This is a genomic window from Chryseobacterium sp. CY350, from assembly GCF_027945075.1.
GTDB lineage: Bacteria > Bacteroidota > Bacteroidia > Flavobacteriales > Weeksellaceae > Chryseobacterium.
Window position 1 is genome coordinate 667,786 of sequence record NZ_CP116034.1, and the last position, 24,989, is coordinate 692,774.

22 protein-coding genes and 1 pseudogene are annotated in these 24,989 nt (G+C 34.5%); 5 read left to right on the top strand and 18 right to left on the bottom strand.

Translation table 11 applies throughout. The features are described 5' to 3' along the window. Nucleotides 1-25 precede the first annotated feature (25 nt). The gene (gene uvrA / locus PGH12_RS02995; RefSeq protein ID WP_267598995.1) at nt 26-2,812 is read right to left on the bottom strand and encodes an excinuclease ABC subunit UvrA; all 2,787 of its coding nucleotides are present in this window, start codon (nt 2,810-2,812) and stop codon (nt 26-28) included. Nucleotides 2,813-3,308: 496 nt separating this feature from the next. Between uvrA and PGH12_RS03000 the strand changes: the two genes are divergently transcribed. Next, the gene (locus tag PGH12_RS03000; protein ID WP_267598997.1) at nt 3,309-5,120 is read left to right on the top strand and encodes a TonB-dependent receptor plug domain-containing protein; all 1,812 of its coding nucleotides are present in this window, start codon (nt 3,309-3,311) and stop codon (nt 5,118-5,120) included. A gap of 51 nt (nt 5,121-5,171) precedes the next feature. Beyond that, nucleotides 5,172-5,891: a DUF2490 domain-containing protein gene (locus PGH12_RS03005; protein WP_267598998.1), complete on the top strand. Its 720-nt coding sequence runs from the start codon at nt 5,172-5,174 to the stop codon at nt 5,889-5,891. Here the strand turns inward: PGH12_RS03005 and PGH12_RS03010 are convergent. The 11 genes and pseudogenes from PGH12_RS03010 to PGH12_RS03060 form a co-directional block, all read right to left on the bottom strand. Beyond that, the gene (locus PGH12_RS03010) at nt 5,888-6,334 is read right to left on the bottom strand and encodes a phosphohydrolase (protein ID WP_267598999.1); all 447 of its coding nucleotides are present in this window, start codon (nt 6,332-6,334) and stop codon (nt 5,888-5,890) included. The two genes, PGH12_RS03005 and PGH12_RS03010, sit on opposite strands and share 4 nt — an antisense overlap. A gap of 101 nt (nt 6,335-6,435) precedes the next feature. Then, on the bottom strand, nt 6,436-6,753 hold the full coding sequence (locus tag PGH12_RS03015; RefSeq protein ID WP_267599000.1) for a hypothetical protein: 318 nt from the start codon (nt 6,751-6,753) through the stop codon (nt 6,436-6,438). Nucleotides 6,754-6,963: 210 nt separating this feature from the next. Then, on the bottom strand, nt 6,964-8,739 hold the full coding sequence (locus tag PGH12_RS03020; RefSeq protein ID WP_267599001.1) for an acyl-CoA dehydrogenase FadE: 1,776 nt from the start codon (nt 8,737-8,739) through the stop codon (nt 6,964-6,966). Nucleotides 8,740-8,840: 101 nt separating this feature from the next. Then, complete coding sequence (locus PGH12_RS03025) at nt 8,841-9,206, bottom strand: four helix bundle protein (protein WP_267599003.1); 366 nt, start codon at nt 9,204-9,206, stop codon at nt 8,841-8,843. A gap of 52 nt (nt 9,207-9,258) precedes the next feature. Further along, on the bottom strand, nt 9,259-10,437 hold the full coding sequence (locus tag PGH12_RS03030; protein WP_267599005.1) for a thiolase family protein: 1,179 nt from the start codon (nt 10,435-10,437) through the stop codon (nt 9,259-9,261). Nucleotides 10,438-10,482: 45 nt separating this feature from the next. After that, nucleotides 10,483-10,846 (bottom strand): annotated as a pseudogene (locus PGH12_RS03035) (four helix bundle protein). A 28-nt stretch (nt 10,847-10,874) separates the two neighbouring features. Next, nucleotides 10,875-13,268 carry a 3-hydroxyacyl-CoA dehydrogenase/enoyl-CoA hydratase family protein gene (locus PGH12_RS03040; protein ID WP_267599007.1) on the bottom strand — a complete coding sequence of 798 codons (2,394 nt, stop codon included), beginning with the start codon at nt 13,266-13,268 and terminating at the stop codon, nt 10,875-10,877. 101 nt (nt 13,269-13,369) lie between these two features. Further along, nucleotides 13,370-13,819 (bottom strand): MarR family winged helix-turn-helix transcriptional regulator, encoded by a 450-nt coding sequence (locus tag PGH12_RS03045; RefSeq protein ID WP_264748679.1) that lies wholly within the window; start codon nt 13,817-13,819, stop codon nt 13,370-13,372. Between the two features lie 166 nt (nt 13,820-13,985). Then, nucleotides 13,986-14,909: an ABC transporter ATP-binding protein gene (locus PGH12_RS03050; RefSeq protein ID WP_267599008.1), complete on the bottom strand. Its 924-nt coding sequence runs from the start codon at nt 14,907-14,909 to the stop codon at nt 13,986-13,988. 9 nt (nt 14,910-14,918) lie between these two features. Beyond that, entirely contained in the window at nt 14,919-15,890 is a 972-nt protein-coding gene (locus PGH12_RS03055; protein ID WP_267599009.1) for a FecCD family ABC transporter permease, read from the bottom strand. Between the two features lie 17 nt (nt 15,891-15,907). Then, complete coding sequence (locus PGH12_RS03060) at nt 15,908-16,474, bottom strand: TlpA family protein disulfide reductase (protein ID WP_267599010.1); 567 nt, start codon at nt 16,472-16,474, stop codon at nt 15,908-15,910. Between the two features lie 121 nt (nt 16,475-16,595). On the opposite strand from PGH12_RS03060, the gene PGH12_RS03065 reads away from it, so the two are divergent. Together PGH12_RS03065 and PGH12_RS03070 are read left to right on the top strand one after the other, a co-directional pair. Next, a complete protein-coding gene (locus tag PGH12_RS03065) occupies nt 16,596-17,720 on the top strand; it encodes a flavin reductase family protein (protein ID WP_267599011.1) in 1,125 nt (374 codons plus the stop codon). Next, the gene (locus tag PGH12_RS03070) at nt 17,717-18,334 is read left to right on the top strand and encodes a SanA/YdcF family protein (protein ID WP_267599012.1); all 618 of its coding nucleotides are present in this window, start codon (nt 17,717-17,719) and stop codon (nt 18,332-18,334) included. The genes PGH12_RS03065 and PGH12_RS03070 overlap by 4 nt, the downstream gene beginning before the upstream one ends. Here the strand turns inward: PGH12_RS03070 and tamL are convergent. After that, entirely contained in the window at nt 18,331-20,928 is a 2,598-nt protein-coding gene (gene tamL / locus PGH12_RS03075; protein WP_267599015.1) for a translocation and assembly module lipoprotein TamL, read from the bottom strand. The genes PGH12_RS03070 and tamL overlap by 4 nt on opposite strands. Here tamL and PGH12_RS03080 point away from each other — a divergent pair. Then, nucleotides 20,914-21,645, top strand: coding sequence for a TrmH family RNA methyltransferase (locus PGH12_RS03080; protein WP_267599016.1), 732 nt, complete (start codon nt 20,914-20,916; stop codon nt 21,643-21,645). The genes tamL and PGH12_RS03080 overlap by 15 nt on opposite strands. Nucleotides 21,646-21,714: 69 nt before the next feature. Here PGH12_RS03080 and PGH12_RS03085 read toward each other — a convergent pair whose 3' ends face one another. From PGH12_RS03085 to porQ, 5 genes are all read right to left on the bottom strand, one after another. Beyond that, the gene (locus tag PGH12_RS03085) at nt 21,715-22,212 is read right to left on the bottom strand and encodes a phosphoribosyl-ATP pyrophosphatase (RefSeq protein ID WP_267599017.1); all 498 of its coding nucleotides are present in this window, start codon (nt 22,210-22,212) and stop codon (nt 21,715-21,717) included. 3 nt (nt 22,213-22,215) lie between these two features. Then, entirely contained in the window at nt 22,216-22,524 is a 309-nt protein-coding gene (locus PGH12_RS03090; protein WP_267599018.1) for a phage holin family protein, read from the bottom strand. Nucleotides 22,525-22,599: 75 nt separating this feature from the next. Beyond that, nucleotides 22,600-22,950, bottom strand: coding sequence for a YtxH domain-containing protein (locus tag PGH12_RS03095; protein ID WP_267599019.1), 351 nt, complete (start codon nt 22,948-22,950; stop codon nt 22,600-22,602). 89 nt (nt 22,951-23,039) lie between these two features. Continuing rightward, on the bottom strand, nt 23,040-23,711 hold the full coding sequence (gene cmk, locus PGH12_RS03100; RefSeq protein ID WP_267599020.1) for a (d)CMP kinase: 672 nt from the start codon (nt 23,709-23,711) through the stop codon (nt 23,040-23,042). A gap of 206 nt (nt 23,712-23,917) precedes the next feature. Next, nucleotides 23,918-24,910: a type IX secretion system protein PorQ gene (gene porQ, locus PGH12_RS03105; protein WP_267599021.1), complete on the bottom strand. Its 993-nt coding sequence runs from the start codon at nt 24,908-24,910 to the stop codon at nt 23,918-23,920. Between the last annotated feature and the right edge of the window lie 79 nt (nt 24,911-24,989).

A 24,989-nucleotide genomic window follows, 5' to 3' on the forward strand; every position in this document is an offset into this window, starting at 1 on the left:
GCAACTAGAAAACTGCGAAAAGCGTTTACAGCTTCTCTGCAATATACTTTGCTGTATGCGACTTTTTATTTTTAGCTAAATCTTCCGGTGTTCCCGCAAAAACGACTTCTCCACCATATTTTCCGGCTTCCGGACCGATGTCAATGATGTGGTCGGCAGATTTCATAATATCAGGTTGGTGTTCAATCACTATAACTGAATGTCCGAGATCAATCAAAGCCTGCAAGGATTTTAATAATTTCTGAATATCATGGAAATGCAATCCTGTGGAAGGCTCATCAAATATAAACAGGGTTTTATCTGTCGTCACGCCTTTCACAAGGAATGAAGCGAGTTTTACACGCTGCGCTTCACCACCGGAAAGTGTGGAAGAACTCTGTCCCAACTGGAGATATCCCAAACCAACTTCCTGAAGCGGAGTAAGTTTGGTAACGATCTTATCTTCTTTATTTTCTCTGAAAAAAGCCAAAGCCTCATCAACGGTCATATGCAGAATATCCGATATATTTTTTTCGTCAAATCTCACCTCAAGAATTTCGTTTTTAAAACGTGTTCCTTTGCAAACCTCACATTCCAGCTCGATATCTGCCATAAACTGCATTGAGACATTAATGACACCTTCACCTTTGCACTCATCGCATCTTCCGCCATCGACGTTGAAGGAAAAATGTTTTGGTTTGTAGCCCATCATTTTCGAAACTTTTTGTTTTGAAAACAAATCTCTGATGTCATCATACGCTTTCAGATAGGTTACAGGATTTGACCTTGAAGATTTCCCAATCGGGTTCTGATCGATCAATTCAATGTGCTTTACCAGTTTTGTGGGGAATTCTACAGAATCATAATCTCCTTTTTTTCCGCCCATTCCCAGCTGAATCTGAATGTCATTCGTGAGAATCTCTTTCATTAAAGTAGATTTTCCGCTTCCCGAAACTCCCGAAATCACGACCAGACTTTCCAAAGGAACATCAACGTCAATGTTTTTAAGATTATTTGATCTTGCTCCTTTTATATGAATAAATTCTTTTGCTTTTCTGCGTTTTTCAGGTACTTTTATTTCTAATCTTCCTGTCAGATATTTTGACGTCAGCGTATCGGCATCTTTCAATTCTTTATAATCTCCGGCAAAAACCAATTCACCACCAAGATAACCCGCTTCCGGACCAATATCAATAATATAATCTGCGGCTCTCATCACATCTTCATCATGTTCTACGACAATGACGGTATTTCCAAGATCTCTGAGATTCTTTAGTACTCCAATCAGGTTTTCGGTGTCTCGAGAATGTAAACCGATTGACGGCTCATCCAAAATATAAATGGAACCCACTAAAGAACTTCCCAAACTCGTAGCAAGATTAATTCGTTGACTTTCGCCACCGGAAAGTGTGTTAGATGTTCTGTTTAAAGTTAAATATCCAAGGCCAACTTTCAGTAGAAAATCAAGTCGGGTAGTGATTTCGTACAATAATCTTTTGGCAATATCTTTATCGTGCTGTGAAAGATTCAGACTGTTAATCATCGGTGACAATTCATCCAAAGGAAGTTCAATCATCGACTGAATATTATGACCGTCAATTTTTACCCAAGTCGTTTCCTCTCTCAAACGCAAGCCTTCACAAGTGGGACAAAGCGTTTTCCCGCGATAACGGGAAAGCATAACACGATACTGGATTTTATATAGATTTTCCTCCAGCATCTTGAAGAAATTATTCAGTGATGGAAATGTGCTTTTACCATCACCTTTCCACAAATAGCTTTTCTGCTCTTTGCTTAATTGATGATAAGGCTTATGAATAGGGAAGTCTTTAGCTTTTTTAATGAAATCTTTTTTCCATTCGCTCATCGATTCTCCTTTCCATGAAGCGACAGCATCTTCAAAAACAGATAATGCTTTATTAGGAATCACTAAATCTTCATCAATACCAATTACTTTTCCGTAACCTTCACAAGTCGGACAAGCGCCATAAGGATTATTAAAACTGAAAAAATGAACATTCGGCTCAAGAAATTCTATTCCGTCAAGTTCAAATTTATTTGAAAAGTCTTTTGTTTCTCCATTTTCGACATTTTTTAAGGAACAATATCCACGACCTTCATAAAAAGCCATCTGAATAGAATCTGCCAAACGCTGAAGAAAACTTTCATCATCTTCGTAAGAAAAACGATCGATTACCAAATTGATTACCATTCCTTTTTCCGGAGCGAAACCAAAGCTTTCAAGATCTTCAATCCCGGCAACGTTCCCATTAACTTCAAGTCTCGTAAAACCTGCAAGTTTTAAAATATTTAAATTTTCTGTAAAATTTTCAATATCATATTCTAACGGAGCCGTTAATAAAAATGAGGTATCCTTTTTTGCTGATTTTATAAAATCAATCACATCAGAAACCGAATCTTTTTTTACTTCCTCGCCTGAAACAGGAGAAAATGTCTTCCCGATTCTTGCGAATAAAAGTTTCATATAATCGTAAATCTCTGTAGAAGTTCCTACCGTCGATCGGGGATTAGAAGAAATTACTTTCTGCTGAATAGCGATCGACGGAGCCAATCCTTTGATATCATCAACTTTTGGTTTTTCAAGTTTCCCTAAAAACTGACGAGCGTATGAACTTAAACTTTCCACATAACGTCTTTGTCCTTCAGCATAAATGGTATCAAAAGCCAGTGAAGATTTTCCGCTTCCGGAAACTCCTGTGATGACGATTAATTTATTTTTAGGAAGTAATACATCGATGTGTTTCAGGTTGTTAAGATGTGCATTCTTTACGAAAACCTGTTTTTTTATATCTATTTCTGTAGTTGGAGTCATAGTAAAATTGAGACTAACAAAAATACAAATTTTAAATTATATTTTTTGAAGTAATTTCTTTCATTATCTCATCTGATTTCATTTATTATTCATAAAAATTTTTCAGAATTAAATTTTTTTTTGTGCAAAATTGATAAGATAATTCACTTTGTTAACATTTTTTTAGACCGTGTTAAAATTTAAGTAATTAATTATCAATTACGTGAGATATAATCTCGCAAAATTTCCATAAAAATTGAATGTTTTTAGTAGTTTGCTATTGCTTTATATTTTTTTTCGTTTTAAATTGCACTAACCAAAAAGTAATAATATGAAAACACTATTTAAGCATTTTATTACATATTTGATGAGCAAAAGATAACATTACTTCCCGTATTGAACCCTCAAAAAGACACAGTGTATGTGTCTTTTTTTATGATATCTATCATTTTGACTGTTGTGCAAAGTCTCCTAATTTTGAAAGCTTCAAATAATTTTTAAAAAAATAAAAAGAAGTATGATAAAAAAGCTGGGAGCCACAATCTTTCTTTGCTCATTATGTTCGCTGAACGCTCAGGAAAAAATGGTGGATATAGATTCTATAGAAATCCAAGGGAAATTTATTTCTACGCCTTATAAAAATGCCAACCAAAATATTTCTGTCATCACCAAAGATGATATTTTAAATTCACCAGCAACAAGCATCGACGAGATTCTTCAGCAGATTCCCGGCATGGATATCAGAAGAAGAGGAGCGAATGGAGTACAGAGTGATATTGGCTTTCGCGGCAGCTCTTTTGAGCAGGTTCTACTGCTTTTGAATGGGATCAGAATGAATGATTCTCAAACCGGTCATAACTCAATGAATGTTCCTGTAGATCTGGATGATGTTGAAAGAATTGAAATCATCAAAGGTCCTGCAGCAAGACGTTTCGGGCAAAATGCTTTTGCGGGAGCCATCAACATTATAACTAAAGCAAAACCGGGAAAACGTGTCAAAATAGGCGGTGAACTTGGTGATTACAAATCTTATGGTTTGGGAATTAATGCGAATTTTGGCAACGAAAAATTTTCAAACCTGCTACAGGCAAACTCTAATTCTTCGCAAGGATACCGACACAATACTGATTTTGAAATGAGAAATGTCTTTTATCAGAATCAATTAAAAATAAAAGATGGAAGCATCCGATTACAAGCAGGAATTTCAGAGAAAAAATTCGGAGCCAATGGTTTTTATTCTTCTCCTGCCGCAACAGAGCAGTATGAAGAACTTCAGGCCTCAATCGTAAGTTTGGCTTATCAACAAGACTTCGGAAAATTAAAATTAAATTCAAATGTGTATTGGCGAAGAGGGCAGGATATGTATCTTTTTAACAGAGAAAAGCCAGAAATCTACAGAAATATGCACATCGGAAACAATGTGGGAGGCGAAGTAAACTCGAGCTACACATCAAATCTAGGAACTACAGGTTTGGGGGTAGAATTAAGAAAGGAATTTTTGGCAAGTAATAATTTAGGACATAGAGAACGTTTTGTTTCTCAGGTTTTCTTCGAGCATCATTTGTCTCTTTTAGATAAGAAATTAAATATTACACCAGGAATTTCATGGGCAAATTATTCGAATGAAGGTAACTTCTTCTATCCGGGATTAGATGTTGGATATACTTTCTACGAAAACAATAAAATCTACGGAAATATCTCGAAAGTTCACCGCGTACCTACTTTTACCGATCTTTATTATTCTAGCAAAACAGAAAAAGGAAACGAAAATCTTCTTCCTGAAAGCGCCGTATATGCTGAAATCGGATATCAATATCAGACAAAAAACATTCTGGCAAAAGCGAGTGGTTTCTACCGAAGTTCAAGTGACGCCATCGACTGGATGAAAAATTCATTGCAAGATCCTATATGGTACGCTCAAAATATTGGTGACACCGAAATTAAAGGTATTGAAATAGAGTTGGGACATCAGGTTTTTGACTGGATGAAATATACTCTAGGTTATACTTATCTTGATAATAAATTTAAAGATTTTAATAACGGATATTCACGGTATATTCTTGATAATCTGAAACATCAGTTTGTAGCAAAATTAAATACTAAATTTTTGAAAAACTTCACCAACGAATTGATCTATAGATACAATGATCGTGAAAATTTAGGAAGTTATCATCTTTTAGATGAAAAATTAAGTTTTACAAAAAATGATCTTTCAGTTTATATCTTAATTAATAATGTAACAGATTCTGATTATACTGAAACGTTTGGAGTACCGATGCCGCAGCGCTGGTTTCACTTAGGATTTTCATACAATATTAATATTAAGTAAACTTAACATTAACGAATTGTTAAATAGATTATTTTTGCAAAAATTTTTTGGATGAAACTTATTACAAGTCTTGGTTTTGTTTTGACGATGAGTCTTTTTAGCGCTCAGGAACACATTTCAGCTTTTAATGCTTTGACTGTAACGTATAAGTTTCATCCAAAATTCTTTCTCTACGCAGAAGGGCAGATGAGAGGGATTGAAGAATATACTTATCCTGATTATTACGAAATAAAAGGTGGTTTGGGGTACAATCTGACCAAAAATCACAAACCATTCGTAGGTTTGGGAAGATACGCGACTTATAAAGATCACGCGATCGATAAAGAAGAATTCAGGATCTGGCTTCAGGATGTTATCGACTTTAAAAAAGGAATCGTAAAATTTGAAAATCGTTTCCGTGTAGAAAAATCTTGGTTTTACGAACCTAAGACCGATAAAAATTCTGAAAGAATGCGTTATCGTTACCGTTTAAATATTTCTGTCCCGTTAAACTCAAAAAAAATAGCACCTGGTACTTTGTTTGCCAATGTTTATGATGAAGTTTTCTTCGTAACACCGATGAAGCCTTCATTTTCGCGAAACCGTCTGTATGGTGGTTTTGGTTATCAGGCAGATGAGATTTTTGGGATTGTAACTGGCTATCTCTGGCAGAGAGAATTTGATGCGAAGGGAAACAAAAATGTACATTTTGTATATTTAGCACTCAACATCAATATTGACGATACAAAAAATAACGAAACAAAAACATATCATTTCCCGGGAGCAGATTAGTATTTCTCAGATAAATACCGGTAAGCTTTCAGATATTTATTGAATCGGTGAATGTCTTTAGAAGTCAACTCACGGTTTACTCTTCTCAGATCCATATTATCGCGCAGATCATTTAGTTTTACTGCAACTGCCAAGGGCGATCTTTCAGTTCTCTTTACAAAGTCATCGTAAATTTCATCCGGATCATATTTCGTAAGGCAACTTACAGCATATAAAATATATTCGGGGAAACCTTCGTTTCTTAAAAATTCAATACTGAAATCTTGTGGATTATCCTCAACAACATCGTGGAGAACTCCGACAATTTTTTCGTCCATGGTTTTGCCATATTCCATAACACGCATTACGTGAGCAATATATGGAGCATGGTATTTATCTTTTTGACCTTTATGTGCTTTATCAGCTATTTTTATGGCTTTATGTAGAAGTTCTTCTTTTGTCATCGCTATTTAATAGAGTACAAAAATATAAAACGCCACAAAAAAACGGATGATTTTTAGCAAAATTTATCCACAATTTAAAAGTTTTAAAATTTCTGATCGCTTTATTTTTCAATTTCTTTTCTAAGCTTTTCGGGAGAAATTGAATTCAGCGTTTTATACTTCGAGTGATCTTTGTAAGAATCTTTAAGACTAGAATAGACAATGGTATCCTTGGGTTTAGCAACAAGCATCTTATATGTTTTTAAAGGCTGTCTCAATGTATTAGCATAAGCTGTTAATAGCACGGAATCCTCCGATATTTGATGCTTCTGCATTAATTCCGGCTTGAAAAAATATGATCTCTTTAATGAATCTGTCTTTTTTTCCTGTGCCGAAAACGTTACGCTCATCAATAGAATTGTACCGCAAATAATTTTCATAATCAATTTTTTTTTCTAAAATACAAAATATTAATTTAAACAAATATTACTTTTAAACAAAATTCTCAATAATGAGATTTAATGATGTCGATATCTCAATAATTTGCTGCACTTAAATTTGTACTCTTAAATTATTGAAGGAAAAAAAAATCTGACTGGCTCTATTAACCAATCAGATTTCTAAAAATTTTTATTTAAACCGATTTAAGCTTAGTAATGACCTTTCGTGATGAAGTGCGAAGCTACTTTTTCAGTTAAAGAAACAACATTCGGGCTATTCGTATACTTGGTAAATCTTCTCAATCCTGAAAGCATCATTCTCTGCTCATCGCCTTCAGCAAAGGAAACTATTCCTTCTTTTGCAGCAGAAATAATTTTATCGATTGCTTTATATAGATTTAACTGAGCCATTGCTGCTTCCACAGAATCAGCAGAAAAATGTTTTTCTGCTCTTAAAACTGCAGATTCTGCCATGTAGATTTGATTAAGAATTTCTGAAGCATTAAGCAATAGATGTTGTTGCTTCTCTATATCCATCATGTATTTTTGAAGAGCAGCACCAGAAACCATTAAGAAAACTTTCTTAAGATTGGCAATGATTGCTTTTTCTTCACTCATAAATGCTGAATAGTCTGGAACTTCAAATGATGGAATTCCCATCAATTCTTTGCTGATCGCCATAGCGGGAGAAAGTAGATCTAATTCTCCTTTCATCGCTCTCTTTATCAGCATTCCTACTGCGAGAAGTCTGTTGATCTCATTTGTCCCTTCATAGATTCTTCCAATTCTGGCATCTCTCCATGCAGCTTCCATCGGAGTATCTTCCGAGAATCCCATTCCTCCATATACCTGAATTCCTTCATCTGCAGTATTCTGAGTAAGATCAGAAACATATACTTTAAGAATGGAAGCTTCTACAGCAAATTCTTCAACACCTTTTAATTCAGCCTGTTGATGATCCATTCCTCCGGAAACTAATTCCTGGATTTTATCCTCAACATCTTTTGCCAAACGGTAAGAACCCGCTTCACTTACGAAAACGCCGGTCGCCATTTCAGCAATTTTCTTTCTGATTGCTCCAAAGGTCGAGATAGAAACCCCAAATTGTTTTCTCTCATTTGAATATTGAATAGAGTGGTTCAAAATTCTTCTCTGTCCGTCAAGATTTGCAGCAGCTAATTTAATTCTGCCTACATTTAATGCATTCAAAGCGATTTTAAAACCATTATTTCTCTCGCCTAGCATATTTTCCACAGGAATTTTCATGTCATTAAAGAAAACCTGACGAGTAGAAGACGAACGGATACCAAGTTTGTGTTCTTCTTCCCCGAAAGATAAGCTGTTCGGGTCTTCCAATTCTGAGCGGTTAATTACAAAACCTGTTATGTTTTTATCATCATCAATCTTTGCGAACAAGGTGAATGTATCTGCAAAACCTGCGTTAGAAATCCACATTTTTTGTCCGTTAATGATGTAATGTTTTCCATCTTCAGACAATTTCGCTCTTGTTTTCCCGGAATTTGCATCAGAACCAGCATCAGGTTCTGTCAAGCAATAAGCACCGAATTTTGTTCCTGTAGCTAAGTCTGGAAGGTATTTCTTTTTTAGTTCTTCACTTCCATATAGAAGAGTAGGCAATGTTCCGATTCCCGTATGAGCCCCGTAAGCGGTTGCTAATGAACCGTTTCCACCAGATACGTAATCACAAGCCAACATTGTACTGACGAATCCCATCCCAAGTCCGCCATATTCTTCAGGAACGGTAATTCCAAGAAGTCCCATTTCGCCCAATTTGCGCATTGTCTCTTCAGTGAGTGCATAATCTTTTTTCTCAAAACGCTCGTGGTGAGGAATAACCTCTCTGTCGATAAATTCTTTTGCAGAATCACGAAGCATTTTTTGTTCTTCTGAAAGTTCTTCTAAAGTGAAGATTTCGTTTGCAGAAACTTCTTTAATAAGAAATTCGCCGCCTTTTAAATTTGACATATTATTTATTTTTTTTATTTTTTGTCTAAGACAGATAGATAATAGACATATAGATGATAGATTTTGATGGAATAATCTATTATCTGCCTGTCTATATTTTTTTATGCTTTTAATGTGTTCTGAAATACCATTGTTGCTTTTTGAAATTCTTCGATTTTAATTTCAAAAAATTCACTTCTTTCATCAGATAAATATTTTCTATGATTTGCCAGCATTATTTGTGTCTGCAATTCAAACGATGAGCCTAAAGAAATATCTAAAAAATGACTAAAAGACTTGTTTGTTCTGCTTGAACCTTCAGCTATATTTGATGGGATTGAGATTGAACATCTGTCCATTTGACTCTTCAAACCATATTTTTCATAAGCTGGAAAAGTATCTGTAAGATCTAATGTAAATTTTGATAACTCCAAACCCATCTGCCAAATTTTAAGTTTTTTAAAATTGTGCCTTTTAAAATCATTCATCTTTCTTGTGTGCTTTTACTATCTATTATCTATCTGTATATTATCTCATTGTCTATAGAAGCTCAAAGATCGAAGCTGCTCCCTGTCCAGTCCCCACACACATAGAAACCATTCCGTATTTATTTCCACGCTTTCTCATTTCATCAAGAAGCTGAACGGTTAATTTTGTTCCCGTACAACCAAGTGGATGGCCGAGTGCTATTGCGCCTCCGTTGACATTCAAAATATCAGGATTTAAGTTTAATTCTTTTTTAATCGCAACAGATTGTGAGGCAAATGCTTCATTTAATTCGATCAATTCAATATCTTTTAGTTCTAAACCAGCTTGTTTCAGAGCTTTTGGAATTGCATAAATCGGTCCCATTCCCATAATTCTTGGTTCTAAGCCTGCTGCTGCATACGCGACCAATCTTGCTTCAGGTTCCAGACCAAGTTCTTTCACCATTTCTTCAGACATTACGATCACAAAAGCTGCTCCGTCACTCATTTGCGAAGAGTTTCCTGCTGTAACTGAACCTCCGTTTGCGAATACAGGCTTTAATTTAGCCAAACCTTGCAAAGAGGTGTCTAATCTTGGACCTTCATCTACTGAAAAGTCAAACTTTTTGGTCTGCATTTTTTGATTTTCATCTAAAAAATTATATTCAACAGGAATCGGAACTATTTGATTGGCAAATTTACCTTCCTGATTCGCTTTTAAAGCTTTCTGATGAGATTCGAACGCAAATTGATCCTGTTCTTCTCTTGAAATATTAAATTGTTTTGCTACTTCTTCTGCGGTGTAGCCCATTCCCCAATAATAATCTGGGTTAGACTTTGCGATGTCTGTTTCAGGAACTGGTTTGTAACCACCCATTGGAATGTAAGACATTGATTCTGTACCACCTGCGATAATACAATCAGCCATTCCTGCCTGAATTTTTGCAGACGCGATCGCAATTGCTTCACTTCCTGATGCACAATACCTATTTACGGTAACTCCGGGAACTTTGTCTGTATTTAATCCCATAAGAGAAATTAAACGTGCAACATTTAATCCCTGTTCAGCTTCTGGCATTGCGTTTCCAACGATTAAATCATCCACTCTGTCTTTATCTAACTGTGGAACTGCTGCCATTAATTTTTCTATGACAGTTGCTGCCATTACATCGGGTCTTGTGAATCTTAGACTACCTTTTGGAGCTTTTCCAACGGCAGTTCTAAAACCCTTTATTATATATGCTTGTTTCATTTTTTTTATTTTAGAAATTAGAAATGAGAGGTTAGAGGTTAGAATCTAACCTTTCATTAAATTAATTTTGAATTTGTAAATCATCTTTTGAATTTCCATTAAAACAATTTAATAGAGGCAGAATTTCTTTTTCGCTTTTGAAATCTAGTTCAACTAATAAAAGCAGTTGAGTTTCTAATTCATAGCTTGAACCATTTGCAATACCTAAAAATTGATAAAATTCTTTAGGATTATTTCTTCCTGCTCCTTCAGCGATATTAGAAGGGATGGAAACTGCACATCTTCTGATCTGTGAAATAAAACCATACTTTTCAGTAGACGAAATGTTTTCAGTTAAATAATAAATATCTTTAACTGAAATCATGGACTTTTGCCAAATAAGTAAATCTCGTAATCTGTGCGTTTTCATCTAACTTCTAAATTCTAATGTCTAACTTCTAATTACGAAGCGGTTTCCCTTTTTGCAACATAAACTGAATTCTCTCCAGAGTTTTTCTTTCCCCACAAAGCTGTAAGAAAGTCTCTCTTTCTAAATTCAGTAAATATTGTTCGGTTACAACAGTGGGTTCCGAAAGATTTCCGCCCACTAAAACATTTGCTAATTTATCAGCGATGAGTTTATCATGTTTTGAGATGAAATTTCCTGTCAACATTTGATCTGTCCCCACGTAGAACATTCCTAAAGCATCTTTCCCCAGAACTTTTACAGTTTGTTCGATTGGCTGAGTATATCCGTGTTCTGCCAAACTTTTCGCCATCATTTTAGCAGTCATGATCTGACGCTTTTTATCAACAACCACAACATCTTTTCCTTTTTCAAGAATTCCCATATCATACGCTTCATAAGCTGAAGTTGCAACTTTACCCATCGCAATATTCATAAATGCTTCACGAAGTCTGTTGTTTTTCACATCATCAGTATGAAATTCTCTTGAGGTTCTAAGAGCAAACTCTTTCGTTCCACCACCACCAGGAATTACACCAACTCCGGTTTCAACAAGTCCTACATAAGTTTCTGCGGCTGCGACAACTCTGTCTGCGTGCATAGTCATTTCGCAACCACCGCCTAACGTCATACCGTGAGGAGCAACTACGACAGGAATTGAAGAATAACGAACTCTCATCATTGATTTCTGGAAATACGCAATTGCCATATTCAGATCATCCCAATCCTGCTCAATAGCCATCATTAAAATCATTGCTAAATTGGCTCCTACAGAGAAATTTGCACCCTGGTTTCCGATAACTAATCCATCGTATTCTTTTTCAGCTAAATCAATCGCTCTGTTCAAACCATCTAAAACTTCGCCACCTAAAGAATTCATTTTAGAACGGATCTCAAAATTGATAATTCCGTCTCCCAAATCTTCAATTGAAGAACCGGAATTACTCCAAAGGGTTTTGTTTTTTCTGATATTATCTAGAATGATAAATGATTCCTGACCCGGGATATTGTTGTAGTTTCCTGAGTTTTTATCAAAGAAAATACTTTGTCCGTCCTCATTTACTTTATAGAAAGATTCTACATTTTTCACCCAATCAGATACTTCATATCCGGCGTCCTTAGACAATTCGATTCCTTTCTGAACTCCAACGGCATCCCAAATTTCGAAAGGTCCGTTTTCCCAACCGAAACCTGCTCTCATCGCATCATCGATTTTATAAACTTCATCAGAAATTTCAGGGACTTTGTGAGAGACGTAAGCAAATAACGCTCCCAGAGATTTTCTATATAATTCTCCTGCTTTATCTTTACCACCAATTAATACTTTGAAACGGTCAATTGGTTTGTCGATATTTTTCGTTAATTCTAAAGTCGGGAAAGAAGATTTTCCCTGAAGTTCATATTCTAAGGTGTCAAGATTTAATCCGTGAATTTCAGATTTCCCGTCACTACCTTTTACTTTTTTATAAAAGCCCTGTTCAGTTTTTGATCCTAGCCATTTATTGCCAACCATTTTCTGTACATATTCCGGAAGAGCAAAAACGTCATAAAAATCATTTTTTTCGACGCCGCTGTCACGAACGCCACTCGCCACCATCACCAATGTATCAAGACCAACAACATCAGCTGTTCTGAAAGTTGCAGATTTCGGACGCCCGATAATAGGACCTGTTAATTTGTCAACATCAGAAACATTTAGACCTAATTTCTGAACATTATGAAGAAGATCCATCATCGAGAAAACTCCAATTCTGTTGGCGATGAAAGCTGGAGTATCTTTAGCTAAAACCGTAGTTTTGCCAAGAAATTTTGATCCGTAAGACATATAGAAATCTACAATTTCGGGATCAGTTTCTCTTGTTGGAATGACTTCCAAAAGCGGCAAATATCGCACAGGATTAAAAAAGTGCGTTCCAGCAAAATATTTTTTAAAATCATCACTTCTTCCTTCCACCAACATATTAATTGGAATTCCTGAAGTGTTGGAAGAAACCAACGTTCCTGGCTTTCTGAACTGTTCAATTTTTTCGTAAACTGACTTTTTAATGTCAAGTTTTTCGACAACAACTTCAATAACCCAGTCGGTATCTTTTATTTTTGCTAAATCGTCATCAAAATTTCCCACTTTAATACGTTCTGCAAACTTCGGAGAATAGAGTAGTGCAGGACTTGCTTTCTTCAGTTTTTCAAAGTTTTCTGAAGCAATTCTGTTTCGAACTGCTTTATCATCCTTTGTCAAACCTTTTTTCTGTTCGGAGTCATTCAATTCAAACGGAACAATGTCGAGCAATGAAACCTGCACGCCGATGTTGGCAAAGTGTGCAGCAATACCGCTTCCCATAATCCCTGAACCTAAAACTGTTACGTGTTTGATTCGTCTTTTCATCTATATATTATTTATTTTTTTTGATGCAACCAAACGGTTTTTGTAAATTTCATTTATTACTACCGTCTCCAGCTCTTTTATTTTGATCTTGCTAAACTTTACTATTTTCTGTTGTTTAGATCAGCTGCTATTTTCATAATTTCAGTCATGACCTCTTTAAAAGTTTCAAGTTTTTCGGGAGCGATCTTCTCCATCACCTTTTTATTAAAATTCACGACAACTTCCTTAGACATATTTCTTGAGCTTAAACCTTTATCAGTAAGCTTTATAATTACTTCACGCTTATCGGTAGTGGTTTTTTCTTTATAAATGTATCCGTTATCTTCAAGAAGTTTAATAATTCTTGTGAGCGAAGTAGGCTCAATCGCCATTTTGGGACCTAGATTTGTACTCCTCGTTCCTTCTTTGGGATCAATTTTTAGTAACGTAAGAGCTTGAACCGCTGTAGAATCATGCTCCTGAGCAAGCTCAGTGTACATTTTTGAAACGGCCAACCAAGTTTGTTTTAGAATAAGATCAACATTCTCTGTTTTTTCTTTATTGTTATCCATCATTTTTTTTGCTAATCGGTTTTATCAAATGTAGCAAATATTATGCATGCATAGCATTATCATCAGTTAAAATATATTAACTAATTGATTTACAGTTGAATAAAAAGTATGATAAGCATAATACTATGCATGCATAGTATATAGAATAAATAAATAATTTACTGATTTAATGAAGGTTTGCAATTAATTTGACTATTTCTTCAAAAGATTCACATTTGTACAAATTATAGTGATGCGAAATCTCCCAAATTGATTCATTTAATCTAAAGTTGAAGGATGATAAATCTTTTTGAAAGTTTTTTTGAAGCAAGGAATACAGCATTTCCTTCTGAATTAGAGGAGAATCTATAGAAGGTGCAACAAAATCATCATTAATCTGAAATAGCGAAACATCGGTAAGCTCGTCGTGTTGTAGCAGAACATCTTCCACAATGCCAGAATACAAATGGTGGTCTTTTATATACCACATTTTATCGGCAAATTCTTTTGCCAACCTCCAGTCATGGGAAGAAAATAAGATAATTTTGTTTTGTTGTTTTGCTAATTTTCTAAGCGTTTTGAGGATGATGAGTTTATTTTTTTCATCAAGATGTGTTGTCGGCTCATCCAGAATAATAATCTGAGAATTTTGTGTAATAGCTCTTCCTATAAATGCTTTCTGCAGGTTTCCATCTGAAAGATTTTTGAGCAGTGTATTTGTATATTGACTTAAATCTAATTCCTGAATAATCTCTCTAACTTCCTCTCTGTCATTATTTTTCAATTCAAAATAAAAAGGATAGTAGATGTATTTTCCCAAAGAAATAAGATCTTCAACAGTATAATTTTGCGGAATGGTTGATTTTGAAAAAACAACAGCAATATTTTTAGCAATCTCTTTTACTGAAAGATTTTTTACATTTTTATTATCAATAAAAATTTCTCCCTTTAATAAAGAAATTTGATGGAGAATTGATTTAATTAAAGTGGTTTTTCCTACACCATTGTTACCAATCAAGAGACATACTTCTCCTAAATTCAAATCTGCATTTGCATCTGAAATTAAAGTTTTGTCGTAACCTATATTGGCATGATTGATTTTTAGGTGCATTTTTTTAATTTAAACCTTATTCTGTTTCAGCAACATCACCAAAATTACAGGAATTCCAAACATCGAACTGATCACATTTAAAGGAATCTGTGTTTTCTCTGCAGCAATTGAAAACAATAACATGATCAGCATTCCCAAAAACATATTTAAGATCCATTGCTGCCATAATTTCGAAGGATTATAAATGAGCCTACAAAAATGAGGAACTATAATTCCGACAAATAAAATGGGTCCTAAAAAAGCTGTAATGGAAGCTGAAAGAAGTGACGAAGTTACGATAATCAGTATTTTTAACTGACTCAAATTAACACCCAGGCTTTGGGCGTAAGAATTGCCTAACGAATTACCAATTAATGGCTTAATGGATTTAAAACAAAAAAATAATCCAACAAAAACTAAGATTGAAAGTACGTAAATCTGATTTCGGGAAACCATATTGTTAGCACCAAAAGACCATAAAATATAGTTTTTCAGGCTTTGATTCTCTGCGTAAAACTGCAGTAAAGAAACAATAGCACCAGCAAATGCTGAAACCAAAAATCCGAAAATTATCAGATAAGATTTATCCTGAAATTTGTTGGAAATTGACAGTAAAACCAGCATCAAAAGTAAACTTCCTGCAATTGCAGATAAACTTAAGAAACTGTTTTGTAAAAATTCCGGAAGTAAAATGCTGTGCGAAAAAAAGATATAGAATGCTACAGATAAACTTGAAACAGAAGTTATTCCCAGTATATCTGGGCCCGCGAGAGGATTTTGAAAATATTCCTGCATCAGAAAACCAGACGTAGGAATTGATATTCCTGCCAAAACCATAACCAAAACACGATTGATTCTGATCTCGGCAATTTGTCCGTTTTCAGAATTTTGAAAAAAATCATTCAAATTTAAATCTAAAAATCCTGTATTCAGATTTGCAATCGATATACAGATGATTGCGATAAATAAAACCGAACACAGGATTTTGAATTTATTTGACATCAAAAATTTCCGAAAAATTATTTAAGAAAAGTCTTGATTTTAGAGTCCAAAAGCTCAGCAGTCATCATGCCGAGATATTCGTCTGTCTGATCTCCTTTTCTCATATATGTGAACGGAATAGCGCCGCCGTCCCATTTTTCAAAATTATTTTTAAAGAAGCTTCCGTCAAGCTGACCGCCATCAAGTAGAATCGTATTGTTTCTAATTCCTTGTTTATCAACAAATTTTGGCACTTCAGAATTCCAAACTTCTTTTGTATCTAAGCTGATAAATGTAATTTTAACAGGTTTTCCTTCAAATTCTGCAATTTTATCTTTAAAATGAGGGATTTCTCTCACACATGGTCCGCACCACGTTGCGAAGAAATTTGTCACATATAAAGTATCATTTTTTTTCTTGAGAAAATCTGTAGTTTGCTGTGGAGTTAATACTTTTAATGCTATCGCTGGAGGTGTATTTTCTGGTTCTGAAACTGTAGTTGATACCGAATCATTTGCAGCAGTACTGTCAGTAGCTTTTTCAGTTTCTTTTTTACAGCTAAACATTGTGACAGCTATAATTGCCGATAAAAGTATTTTTTTCATAAAATTAATATTCTTTGTTATAACGGAATATACGACGGGCGTATCTCACTGGTTTTGCAAATGAGAAAATACTGTTACAGACCATTTCTTATTTATTTTTTCTCTATTTTTGAATTGAAGTATGGAACAACAAATCTATAAAGGGAAACTGACAAAGTTTCATCCGTTAAAAATAGCTAAAAAGGCAGACCTGACCAAAAATACTTTTTCTCTGGAGCTTGAAATTCCTGAGAATCTAAAAGATAATTATACATTTGAAGCAGGTCAGTTTGTAAGCGTAAAATTTTTATCCGACGGCAAAGAAATGATCAATGACTATTCGATGACTTCTGCGCCCTATGAAGAAAAAATATGTTTGGGAATAAAGATCAATTCTCAGGAAGGATCTACGGCTGATCTCTATAAAAACTACAATATCGGCGATCAACTGTTTGTTAGTGAGCCAAACGGAAGGTTTACACTGGTGTCAAAGCCAAGTGAATTTAGAACAATTGTCGGTTTTGCTGCGGGAATTGGTATTACACCAATTTTAAGTCATTTTAAAAATATACTTCACAACGAACCGCGCACCAGACTTTTTCTTTTTTTTGGAAATAAAAACTCTCAGGAGCTCATTTACAGAGATCTTTTGGATAATCTTGCACGTACTTATCACAACAGGTTGCAGATTCATTATTTTTATTCTCAGGAAAAAACTTCACACCAATTATTTTACGGACGGCTCGATGCAAAAAAATTACATCTAATTATCAATCAGATTCTGCATCTTGATGATACAGATGAAGAATCAACAATCTGGGATGCCGTAGATGAAGTTTTAATATGCGGAAAAGGAGAAATGATCAAAACACTGGCGAATGCATGTTATCATCACGGAATCCCGAAAAAGAATATTCATTTTGAATTATTCGAAGAGTTTAATGACGCAATTTATCCGCAAGAGAAAGAGTTTCCGTTAATTGAGAATGTAACTGTAGATTTTAAAATGTTGGGAAAAGATTATCATACACAGCTTCCTGATAACAGAGAAAAAATTCTTCAGCAATTATTGATTCAGAATTTTAAGGTTCCATATTCATGTAAATCCGGAATCTGTGGAAGTTGCGAATGTACGCTCGTAGAAGGAGAGGTTGAGCTTTTGGAGAACGAATATCTTACAGAAAAAGAAGAAGCTCAGGGAAAAATTCTTGCCTGTATGTCGATAGCAAAAAGTAAGAAAATAAAGCTTAACTTTGATTTCAGTTGAGAATCATTAAAAACATATTCAGATTTATTATTGCGTCATCAGAACTGGTTTTTCTTTTGATCTGCTTATCAAATATCTGGGTTTTTGGACTTACTAATGGAAGAACTTACAATAAAATATCAAAAATTCCGCCGAGGGAAATTGCTTTGGTGTTAGGAACTTCACCAAGAATGAGATCAGGACAGTCAAATCCTTATTTCACCAAGAGGATGGATGCGGCCGCATTGCTTTACCACCACGGAAAGATCAAAAAAATTATTGTAAGTGGAGAAAAAAGCAAAGGGTATAATGAGCCGGCTGCCATGAAAAACTATCTAATCTATCAGGAAGGAGTTCCGGAACATATTATTATTGAAGATCCTAAAGGCCTTAATACCTACAAAAGTATTCTTCGATGTAAGGATGTTTACAAAAAGAAAAATGTAATCATCGTTTCGCAAGGTTTCCATAACCTAAGGGCTTTATTTTTTGCAAGAAACAATAGCATGAATGCTTTAGGTTTTGATGCTCAAGATGTTACCAAGCCGGAAAGTTTTTACAGAAACCAGTCGCGGGAAATTCTCGCGCGAGTGGTTGCCGTAGTTTATTTTTTATTGGGAATTTCTCCGGATTAGAAAGGATATCCGAAAGCAATATTTAATGTTGGTTTCAATGGCTGAATTTTATTAAATCTCCACTTTTCACCATCTGGTTTATTGGGATCATATATTTTATAAGCCAGATCTAATCTCAAAGTAATATATGCTACATTTACTCTTAGACCGAAACCACTGCCTACACCCATTTCACGAATAAATTTGTTGAATTTAAACTGATCGTCGAATCCATTATTTTCAGTGTTCCAAATATTACCGATATCGGTGAAAATTGCACCCTCGTACATATCATTGAACGGCATACGATATTCTATATTTGTAGTAAGCTTTACATTTCCCATCAAATAAGTTCTCACTCTCTCATCAATCTGAGAACCTCCCGGACCTAAACCTCCGAAGGCAACCCAAGCCCTGATGTCATTAGATCCTCCATTGAAATAAGATCTTACAAAAGGCATTGTAGAAGAATTACCGTATGGAATCCCCAAACCGATAAACTGTCTCAGAGCTAAAGTCTGATTTCCGTTAAACTTGAAATATTTTCTTACATCGAAATCAAACTTAACAAATTGGGCATAAGGAATTCCAAAAATTGTTCTCTCGGGGCTTCTTAAAATTCCACCGCCATCATTTCTTTTTTGATTAAATATACTTGGGATATTTCCTGAAAGTTCCACTTTTCCATTAAAATAAAATGCATTAGGATAATCTTTCTTTCCGATTTCATTATAAATAAAATTATAAACCATCGACGAAATGATAACATCCTGTGTTTGTCTGTCTTTGTTTACCAAAGTCCCATAAAATGCCACCAAATTATTAGCTTTATCAAGATCTAATGTGGAAGGGTATCCTTCGTCAGTAATAATCTGCTCAGAAACCTGGTCTCGTGTCAAAGCGCCTGATTCAAATTGCTGTCTGACTGACGGATTATAATTAAAATAATCCTGAAAAACATTTTCTCTGATGATGTTGTCACTAACGAAATAGTCGTAATAGCTGTCCTTATTTTTGGTTAAACTAAAAAGCGTATTAAACAATGTAAGTCTGTGAGAAGCCTGATCGTTTACATTAGCAAAATAATTTAGTCCCGTATTGAAATTGACTCTTCCCAAGCCAATATTATTTTGTACTGATGCACCCAAAACAATCGATGAAGTAGGAGTGTAACGCTTAGGAATAAGCTTATAATAATTAAAAGGAAGCAACAATCTTGGAAAACTTAAAGACGCTTGAGCAGAATATTCATAGGCTAAAATTCGCTTATCAAGATTCTTAGGATTTCTAATCGAACCGAAGGTTCCTGCAAGACTCGTTGTAAGGTTTTCTGCACCTCTGAAAACATTTCTTGTCGTTAAATCTACGGATGGTGATATTCCTAAATTTAGTAATTGAGAATAATTGATATCGGTTCCTAATTTTATTTCATATTTTGGTAGCGGTTTCAAGAGATAAAGGACATCAATAATGCTGTCGTTCGGCTTTATTGCTCCACCTTGTCTTAGAGAATCTTTGGCTTTCAGAATACTAAAATTATTCATCGCCAGAAGATTTCTTTTTGTAAGATCGAGTTTTTGCTGATCATAAACAGATTTGGTGTCTACAATGATTGCCCGCCACAAAGAATTTGTCTTGTAATTGTCATTCATCTTGTGAAATCTGATTCTTCTAAGGCTATCTTTCACTGTTTTCCTGCCAAAATCACTCGTTTCTTCAACGATTGCAACGTCAATATTTCCTATCGTTGAAACTTTATAAGGTGTATCTGCAGAATCTTTGTGAATTTCCAGGGTGAGCGGAACATTTTTTCTGTCTTTTAGTGAATCTGCTACAAAGTACACTTCATTATTTCCATTGTTAAATCTATAGTAGCCACTATCACGCATCAAGTCGTTGATTCTTGTAACTTCTTTTTCCAAAACTGTCTGATCAAGAATCTTTCTTGATCTCACTAATGTAGAATTGATGTTTTGCTGATAAAGACTTTTCACGCCCGCATCAGGAATATTATAAAAATAGTCTTTAATCATGGTAGGACTGCGATGATTAATAAAATAAGAAACTTCAGCTTTTTTTGACGCAGAATCTAGGGCATGGCTGAATTTAACTTCCGAATCCCAATAACCTCTGTAAATCATTCTTTTTTCAATTGACTGCGCGCTTTTCTCTGTTCTTGTCTGATCTAGAATCACAGGAGGCGTTCCCCAATTATGTAAAAGCCTGTCCATCAAAAGCCTTTTTCCTACACTACTTTGCATATCATATTTAATGAAAAGAGAATCTCTCAGTTTCTGATTTCTCATTTCACTGGGATACGTCATGTATTCATTAAGGATGGTATCGTATTTAGGATTTGCAGCATTATATAAAAGGAGACTTAGAGGCATAAATAAAAACTGCTTTTTATTCGGCTTCTGCTGTACATAATCTTTCAGTTCATCATCGAAGAATTCCTTTTTATCTTCAAACTCAAAATGATTTTTAGTGAGCAGATATTCACTATCAGGAACTTTTTTTGTGGTACTGCATGCATAAAGTAATCCCACTGCTGTTGCAAATGATATAATTTTATAATATTTTTGAGGAGAATTCTTATAATGCTTACAGCTCATACAATAAAAGTTTTACAGTCTTTAGATAAAAAGAAGTTCAGGCAAAAATACAATTTGTTTTTGGTTGAAGGGAATAAAATAATCTCCGAACTTCCGGATTCTAACTTTAAAATTAAAGAAATATTTTCTACAAATCCTCAAAATTTAAATTTTAAGGACACTAAAATACATCAAATCACTGAAAATGAACTAAAAAAAATCAGTTTTCTGCAAAATCCGAAAGATTCTGTAGTAGTGTGTGAAATAAATCAGGATGTGCAATTTGCTGACAAAGATATTCAGTTGGTCTTGGATGGAATTCAGGATCCGGGAAATCTGGGGACAATCATACGTTTGGCAGATTGGTTTGGTATTGAGCAAATTATTTGTAGTGAAGATACCGTAGATTTTTATAATCCGAAAGTGATTCAAGCAACGATGGGATCTTTTACAAGAGTAAATGTGGTTTATTGTAATTTAGTAAATTATTTATCGACCACTGAGAATACCAATGTAGGAACCGATATGGATGGAGAAAATATATATTCATTCAAAAAACCGGGAAAAATAAATCTGATTCTAGGAAACGAAGGAAACGGAATGCGTGAAGAAACCGAAAAGTTACTTCAGGCAAAAATATCAATTCCCCGATTTGGAAAATCTCAATCAACAGAAAGCCTTAATGTTTCTATGGCAGCAGGAATTATATTAGGCCAAATCTTCAGAGTGGGAGAGTGATAGAGCTTTAGAGCTAAAAGTTTGGCATTATTTAAATGAAAATTCCTTTAATTCTAAAACTCTACAAACTCATATAAGTTGCTCCATACTTGATACGCTTTTTGTTTTTTGGTAAGCTTCAAGTTTTGTTCTTACAAATTTTAAAGCCATCGGTGCTATGTAAATCAATACTGCTCCCAGCACTTTCTTTTTCCAGTTTGAGCTTCGTAGATTTTTCTTTGCATAATTTGCTACGAAAGCCGTTACAGCAAGTTTTACCACAGCATCCATCGCATCACCTTTAAAGGCACTTCCGGCAATTCCCATCGCTGTATTTTTACTTAAAAATAAATCTTTTACTTCCGAGGTTAGTTGTTTTGCAATAACATCTTTTCTCAAAACTGTTTTTTCTTCGCCATCTGCATCCACTTTTTCTTTAAGATACTGATCTGTTAAACCATTTGTAAATGCACTCAGACTTTCTTTAGTATTTTTAAAAGTGAGCAAGCCTTCCAAATCTTCAATCTCACTTTTTAAAAGCTTCTTTTTTCTCTTTAACTCTTCTAAACTTTCGTAATTTCTGCTCATGAACTAGTGATTTAAAAATTCGATTACTTTATTTGCCACGCTATGTACAATACGTTTCTTAAAGGTAACGACTAAAAGTGTGATGACCAAATAAAACGCTGCAACAATAAAAAATCCGTATGAAGTATTATTTAATAATTTACCTACGAAGAATGCAAGTCCAAAATTAAAAAGGATTATAAAAAAAGCAAAAGCAACCATTAAAACAACCAGATAAGCAATAACTCCGGCAGAGATCGATGATTTTTCTGTCGCCTGAATCTTTAGCAAATCTATTCTCTTCGACGCATATTCTTTTAAAGTATCTATCATTGTTTTTTCTTAAAGTTACAAAAAAAGGAACTTTAATTTGGTCAAAGTTCCTTTTGTCATTTAAATTAAATGAATTTATCCTTTCAGATCATTCAAACCTGTTTCAACATCTTTTACGATGTCAGTAGTTTTTGATACGATTTGATCTTTATATTTATCATAACCATCTTTCACAGTATGAGCTACGTTACTTGCAGTTTCTTTGAAAGTAGATGAAATATTTCCATATTGATCTTTTACTTTTTCAGATACTTCTCCGTATTTGTTTTTAGCTTCTTCTTTTAGATCGTTAGCCTTAGTTTTAATTTTTTTTCTTGTTTCTTTTCCTTCTTCAGGAGCATATAGCATTCCTAAGATTACCCCTGCCGCAGCACCTGCTAAAAGTCCTGCTAAAATACCTGCTGTATTATTTTCTTTTCTAGACATTTTTCGTTTTTTAGTTATTGTTAATAATATTTTATAGTTTAAATGTTACAATTAATATACCAAATGGAAATTTTGGCAGAGAAAAAATGTTATTTTTTTAAATATGACAATATAGTTTCTATTGTCTCTTTCTTAGTAAGCATGGTATTATCAACGATTATTGCATCGTCAGCTTTTGTGAGAGGAGCTATCTCTCTCTCACTATCAATCTTGTCTCTCGCTATGAGGTTTTCACGCACAAGATTTTCGTCAGCTTCAATACCTAAACTCAACAATTCCTGATATCTTCTTTTCGTTCTCTCATCAATACTGGCTGTGAGGAAAAATTTAAAATCGGCGTTTGGCAGTACAACTGTACCGATATCTCTTCCATCCATAATAATACCGCCTTTTTCTGCCAGATTTCGTTGAGACTGCAAAAGAAAATCTCTCACTTCTTTCTGTTTAGCAATAAAACTCACATTATCTGAAACTTCATTGGAGCGAATTTCCTTTGAAATATTAATATGATTTAGATAGAGAACCAATTCCCCTTCATCATTTTTAAATTGAAGGTCGATAAGAGGAAAAGATGAAAAAAGCTGCTCAAGATTAATCGTATCATTATCATCTAAACAGTTTTGCAGCGCAAACCAAGTAATGCCTCGATATAAAGCTCCTGTATCCAAATGCACAATACCAAGGTTGTCGGCAATAATTTTAGAAATAGAACTTTTCCCTGTAGATGAGAATCCGTCAATTGCAATTACTGGTTTTTTCATGGTACAAATTTCAAAAAAAAAACTTTAAATCCAAAGAAATTGCAGATTTAAACTTGAGAAATTACAATTATTCTAATGATTATTTTAACGAAAATTTTGCAGAGATTTATTTAACTAAATACTATTTTTAAGTTCGCAAAGGCGTTCCGCTTAACAGAGAACACAAGGTTTAATTGAGTTAAAATAAAATAGATGTGATTATTAAATTATTCTCCTCTGTGACCGCTTAGATCAACTGATATTCCGATTTGATTGACGTTAGAAGAATTGTGATATCTCACGTGAGCATAATCTATACGAAATTTCGAAACCTTCAGTCCGAAACCGGCCGAAAGACCAGAGAAATTTCTTTGATCGGCAACTGCAAGTTCGTTACCTCTTCTGACGTTATATCCCAAACGGAAATTGAAGCTTTTTTCAGGGAAAAGTTCCGCACCCAGTGAGAAGTGATCTGCAATTTTTCGCCCGACATTTACTTCTTGTCCGTCTACATTAAGTTCTGATGAAATATCAAACTCCTGAAGATCATGTGCTGTAACAGTTATGGCTAAAGGAAAAGCTTTTAAAATCTTAGTATAACCCAGATCAATTCTAAAAGGCAGATTTTCTCTGACACCATTAAACGATTTAAACTGATAACCGAAATTTCTCAGCACCACAGAAACCACTTCTTTACTTTTTTTAGGATGATAAGTCACTCCTAAAGTTCCTGCCAAAGCAGAAGATGTATAGGTGTCAATTTTTGACGTTATAAAATTTAATCCTCCACCGATCGTCCAGTCTTCTTCAAACTGATACGCATATCCACCGCCAACTGCAACGTCTGAAGCCGAGAATTCTCCCATTTCAAAACCACTCTCGTCAGTTCTCGGTATGTTTCCATAGCTCATATAACGTGCGTTTACGGTAACCATGTGGCCATTTTCGAGATCTTTTGCAAAAGCTATTGTTCCGTACTTTGAATCTGCAAGATAAGCAGTCGCATTTACAGAAAGCTGTTTGTCTGATTCCTGATTAAGTAGAGCAGGATTGGCAATGGCAAAAGATACATCATGATCTCTCATGGTAATTGCATCACCACCCAAAGCAGCCTGTCGTGCTGATACCGGAATATTCAGAAACGGATAAACGTTTGTTCCAGTTTGTGCAAACGAAACAATTCCCGAAAGAAACAGTGAAAAAATTAGAACTTTCTTCAAATCAGTAATTAATTAATGCAAAAATAATCCTTTTTCGAACTTATCAAAATATTTAGAACATTATTTACTATTAAATATT

Excerpts from the sequence above, each read along its gene's own strand:
- PGH12_RS03090 (WP_267599018.1), bottom strand. The coding sequence starts at position 22,524 with ATGATAGATACTTTAAAAGAATATGCGTCGAAGAGAATAGATTTGCTA.
- PGH12_RS03095 (WP_267599019.1), bottom strand. The coding sequence starts at position 22,950 with ATGTCTAGAAAAGAAAATAATACAGCAGGTATTTTAGCAGGACTTTTA.
- PGH12_RS03085 (WP_267599017.1), bottom strand. The coding sequence starts at position 22,212 with ATGAGCAGAAATTACGAAAGTTTAGAAGAGTTAAAGAGAAAAAAGAAG.
- cmk (WP_267599020.1), bottom strand. The coding sequence starts at position 23,711 with ATGAAAAAACCAGTAATTGCAATTGACGGATTCTCATCTACAGGGAAA.
- uvrA (WP_267598995.1), bottom strand. The coding sequence starts at position 2,812 with ATGACTCCAACTACAGAAATAGATATAAAAAAACAGGTTTTCGTAAAG.
- PGH12_RS03055 (WP_267599009.1), bottom strand. The coding sequence starts at position 15,890 with ATGTCAAATAAATTCAAAATCCTGTGTTCGGTTTTATTTATCGCAATC.
- PGH12_RS03060 (WP_267599010.1), bottom strand. The coding sequence starts at position 16,474 with ATGAAAAAAATACTTTTATCGGCAATTATAGCTGTCACAATGTTTAGC.
- PGH12_RS03025 (WP_267599003.1), bottom strand. The coding sequence starts at position 9,206 with ATGAATGATTTTAAAAGGCACAATTTTAAAAAACTTAAAATTTGGCAG.
- PGH12_RS03005 (WP_267598998.1), top strand. The coding sequence starts at position 5,172 with ATGAAACTTATTACAAGTCTTGGTTTTGTTTTGACGATGAGTCTTTTT.
- PGH12_RS03050 (WP_267599008.1), bottom strand. The coding sequence starts at position 14,909 with ATGCACCTAAAAATCAATCATGCCAATATAGGTTACGACAAAACTTTA.
- PGH12_RS03000 (WP_267598997.1), top strand. The coding sequence starts at position 3,309 with ATGATAAAAAAGCTGGGAGCCACAATCTTTCTTTGCTCATTATGTTCG.
- PGH12_RS03045 (WP_264748679.1), bottom strand. The coding sequence starts at position 13,819 with ATGGATAACAATAAAGAAAAAACAGAGAATGTTGATCTTATTCTAAAA.
- PGH12_RS03015 (WP_267599000.1), bottom strand. The coding sequence starts at position 6,753 with ATGAAAATTATTTGCGGTACAATTCTATTGATGAGCGTAACGTTTTCG.
- PGH12_RS03010 (WP_267598999.1), bottom strand. The coding sequence starts at position 6,334 with ATGACAAAAGAAGAACTTCTACATAAAGCCATAAAAATAGCTGATAAA.
- PGH12_RS03065 (WP_267599011.1), top strand. The coding sequence starts at position 16,596 with ATGGAACAACAAATCTATAAAGGGAAACTGACAAAGTTTCATCCGTTA.
- tamL (WP_267599015.1), bottom strand. The coding sequence starts at position 20,928 with ATGAGCTGTAAGCATTATAAGAATTCTCCTCAAAAATATTATAAAATT.
- PGH12_RS03040 (WP_267599007.1), bottom strand. The coding sequence starts at position 13,268 with ATGAAAAGACGAATCAAACACGTAACAGTTTTAGGTTCAGGGATTATG.
- PGH12_RS03030 (WP_267599005.1), bottom strand. The coding sequence starts at position 10,437 with ATGAAACAAGCATATATAATAAAGGGTTTTAGAACTGCCGTTGGAAAA.
- PGH12_RS03080 (WP_267599016.1), top strand. The coding sequence starts at position 20,914 with ATGCTTACAGCTCATACAATAAAAGTTTTACAGTCTTTAGATAAAAAG.
- PGH12_RS03020 (WP_267599001.1), bottom strand. The coding sequence starts at position 8,739 with ATGTCAAATTTAAAAGGCGGCGAATTTCTTATTAAAGAAGTTTCTGCA.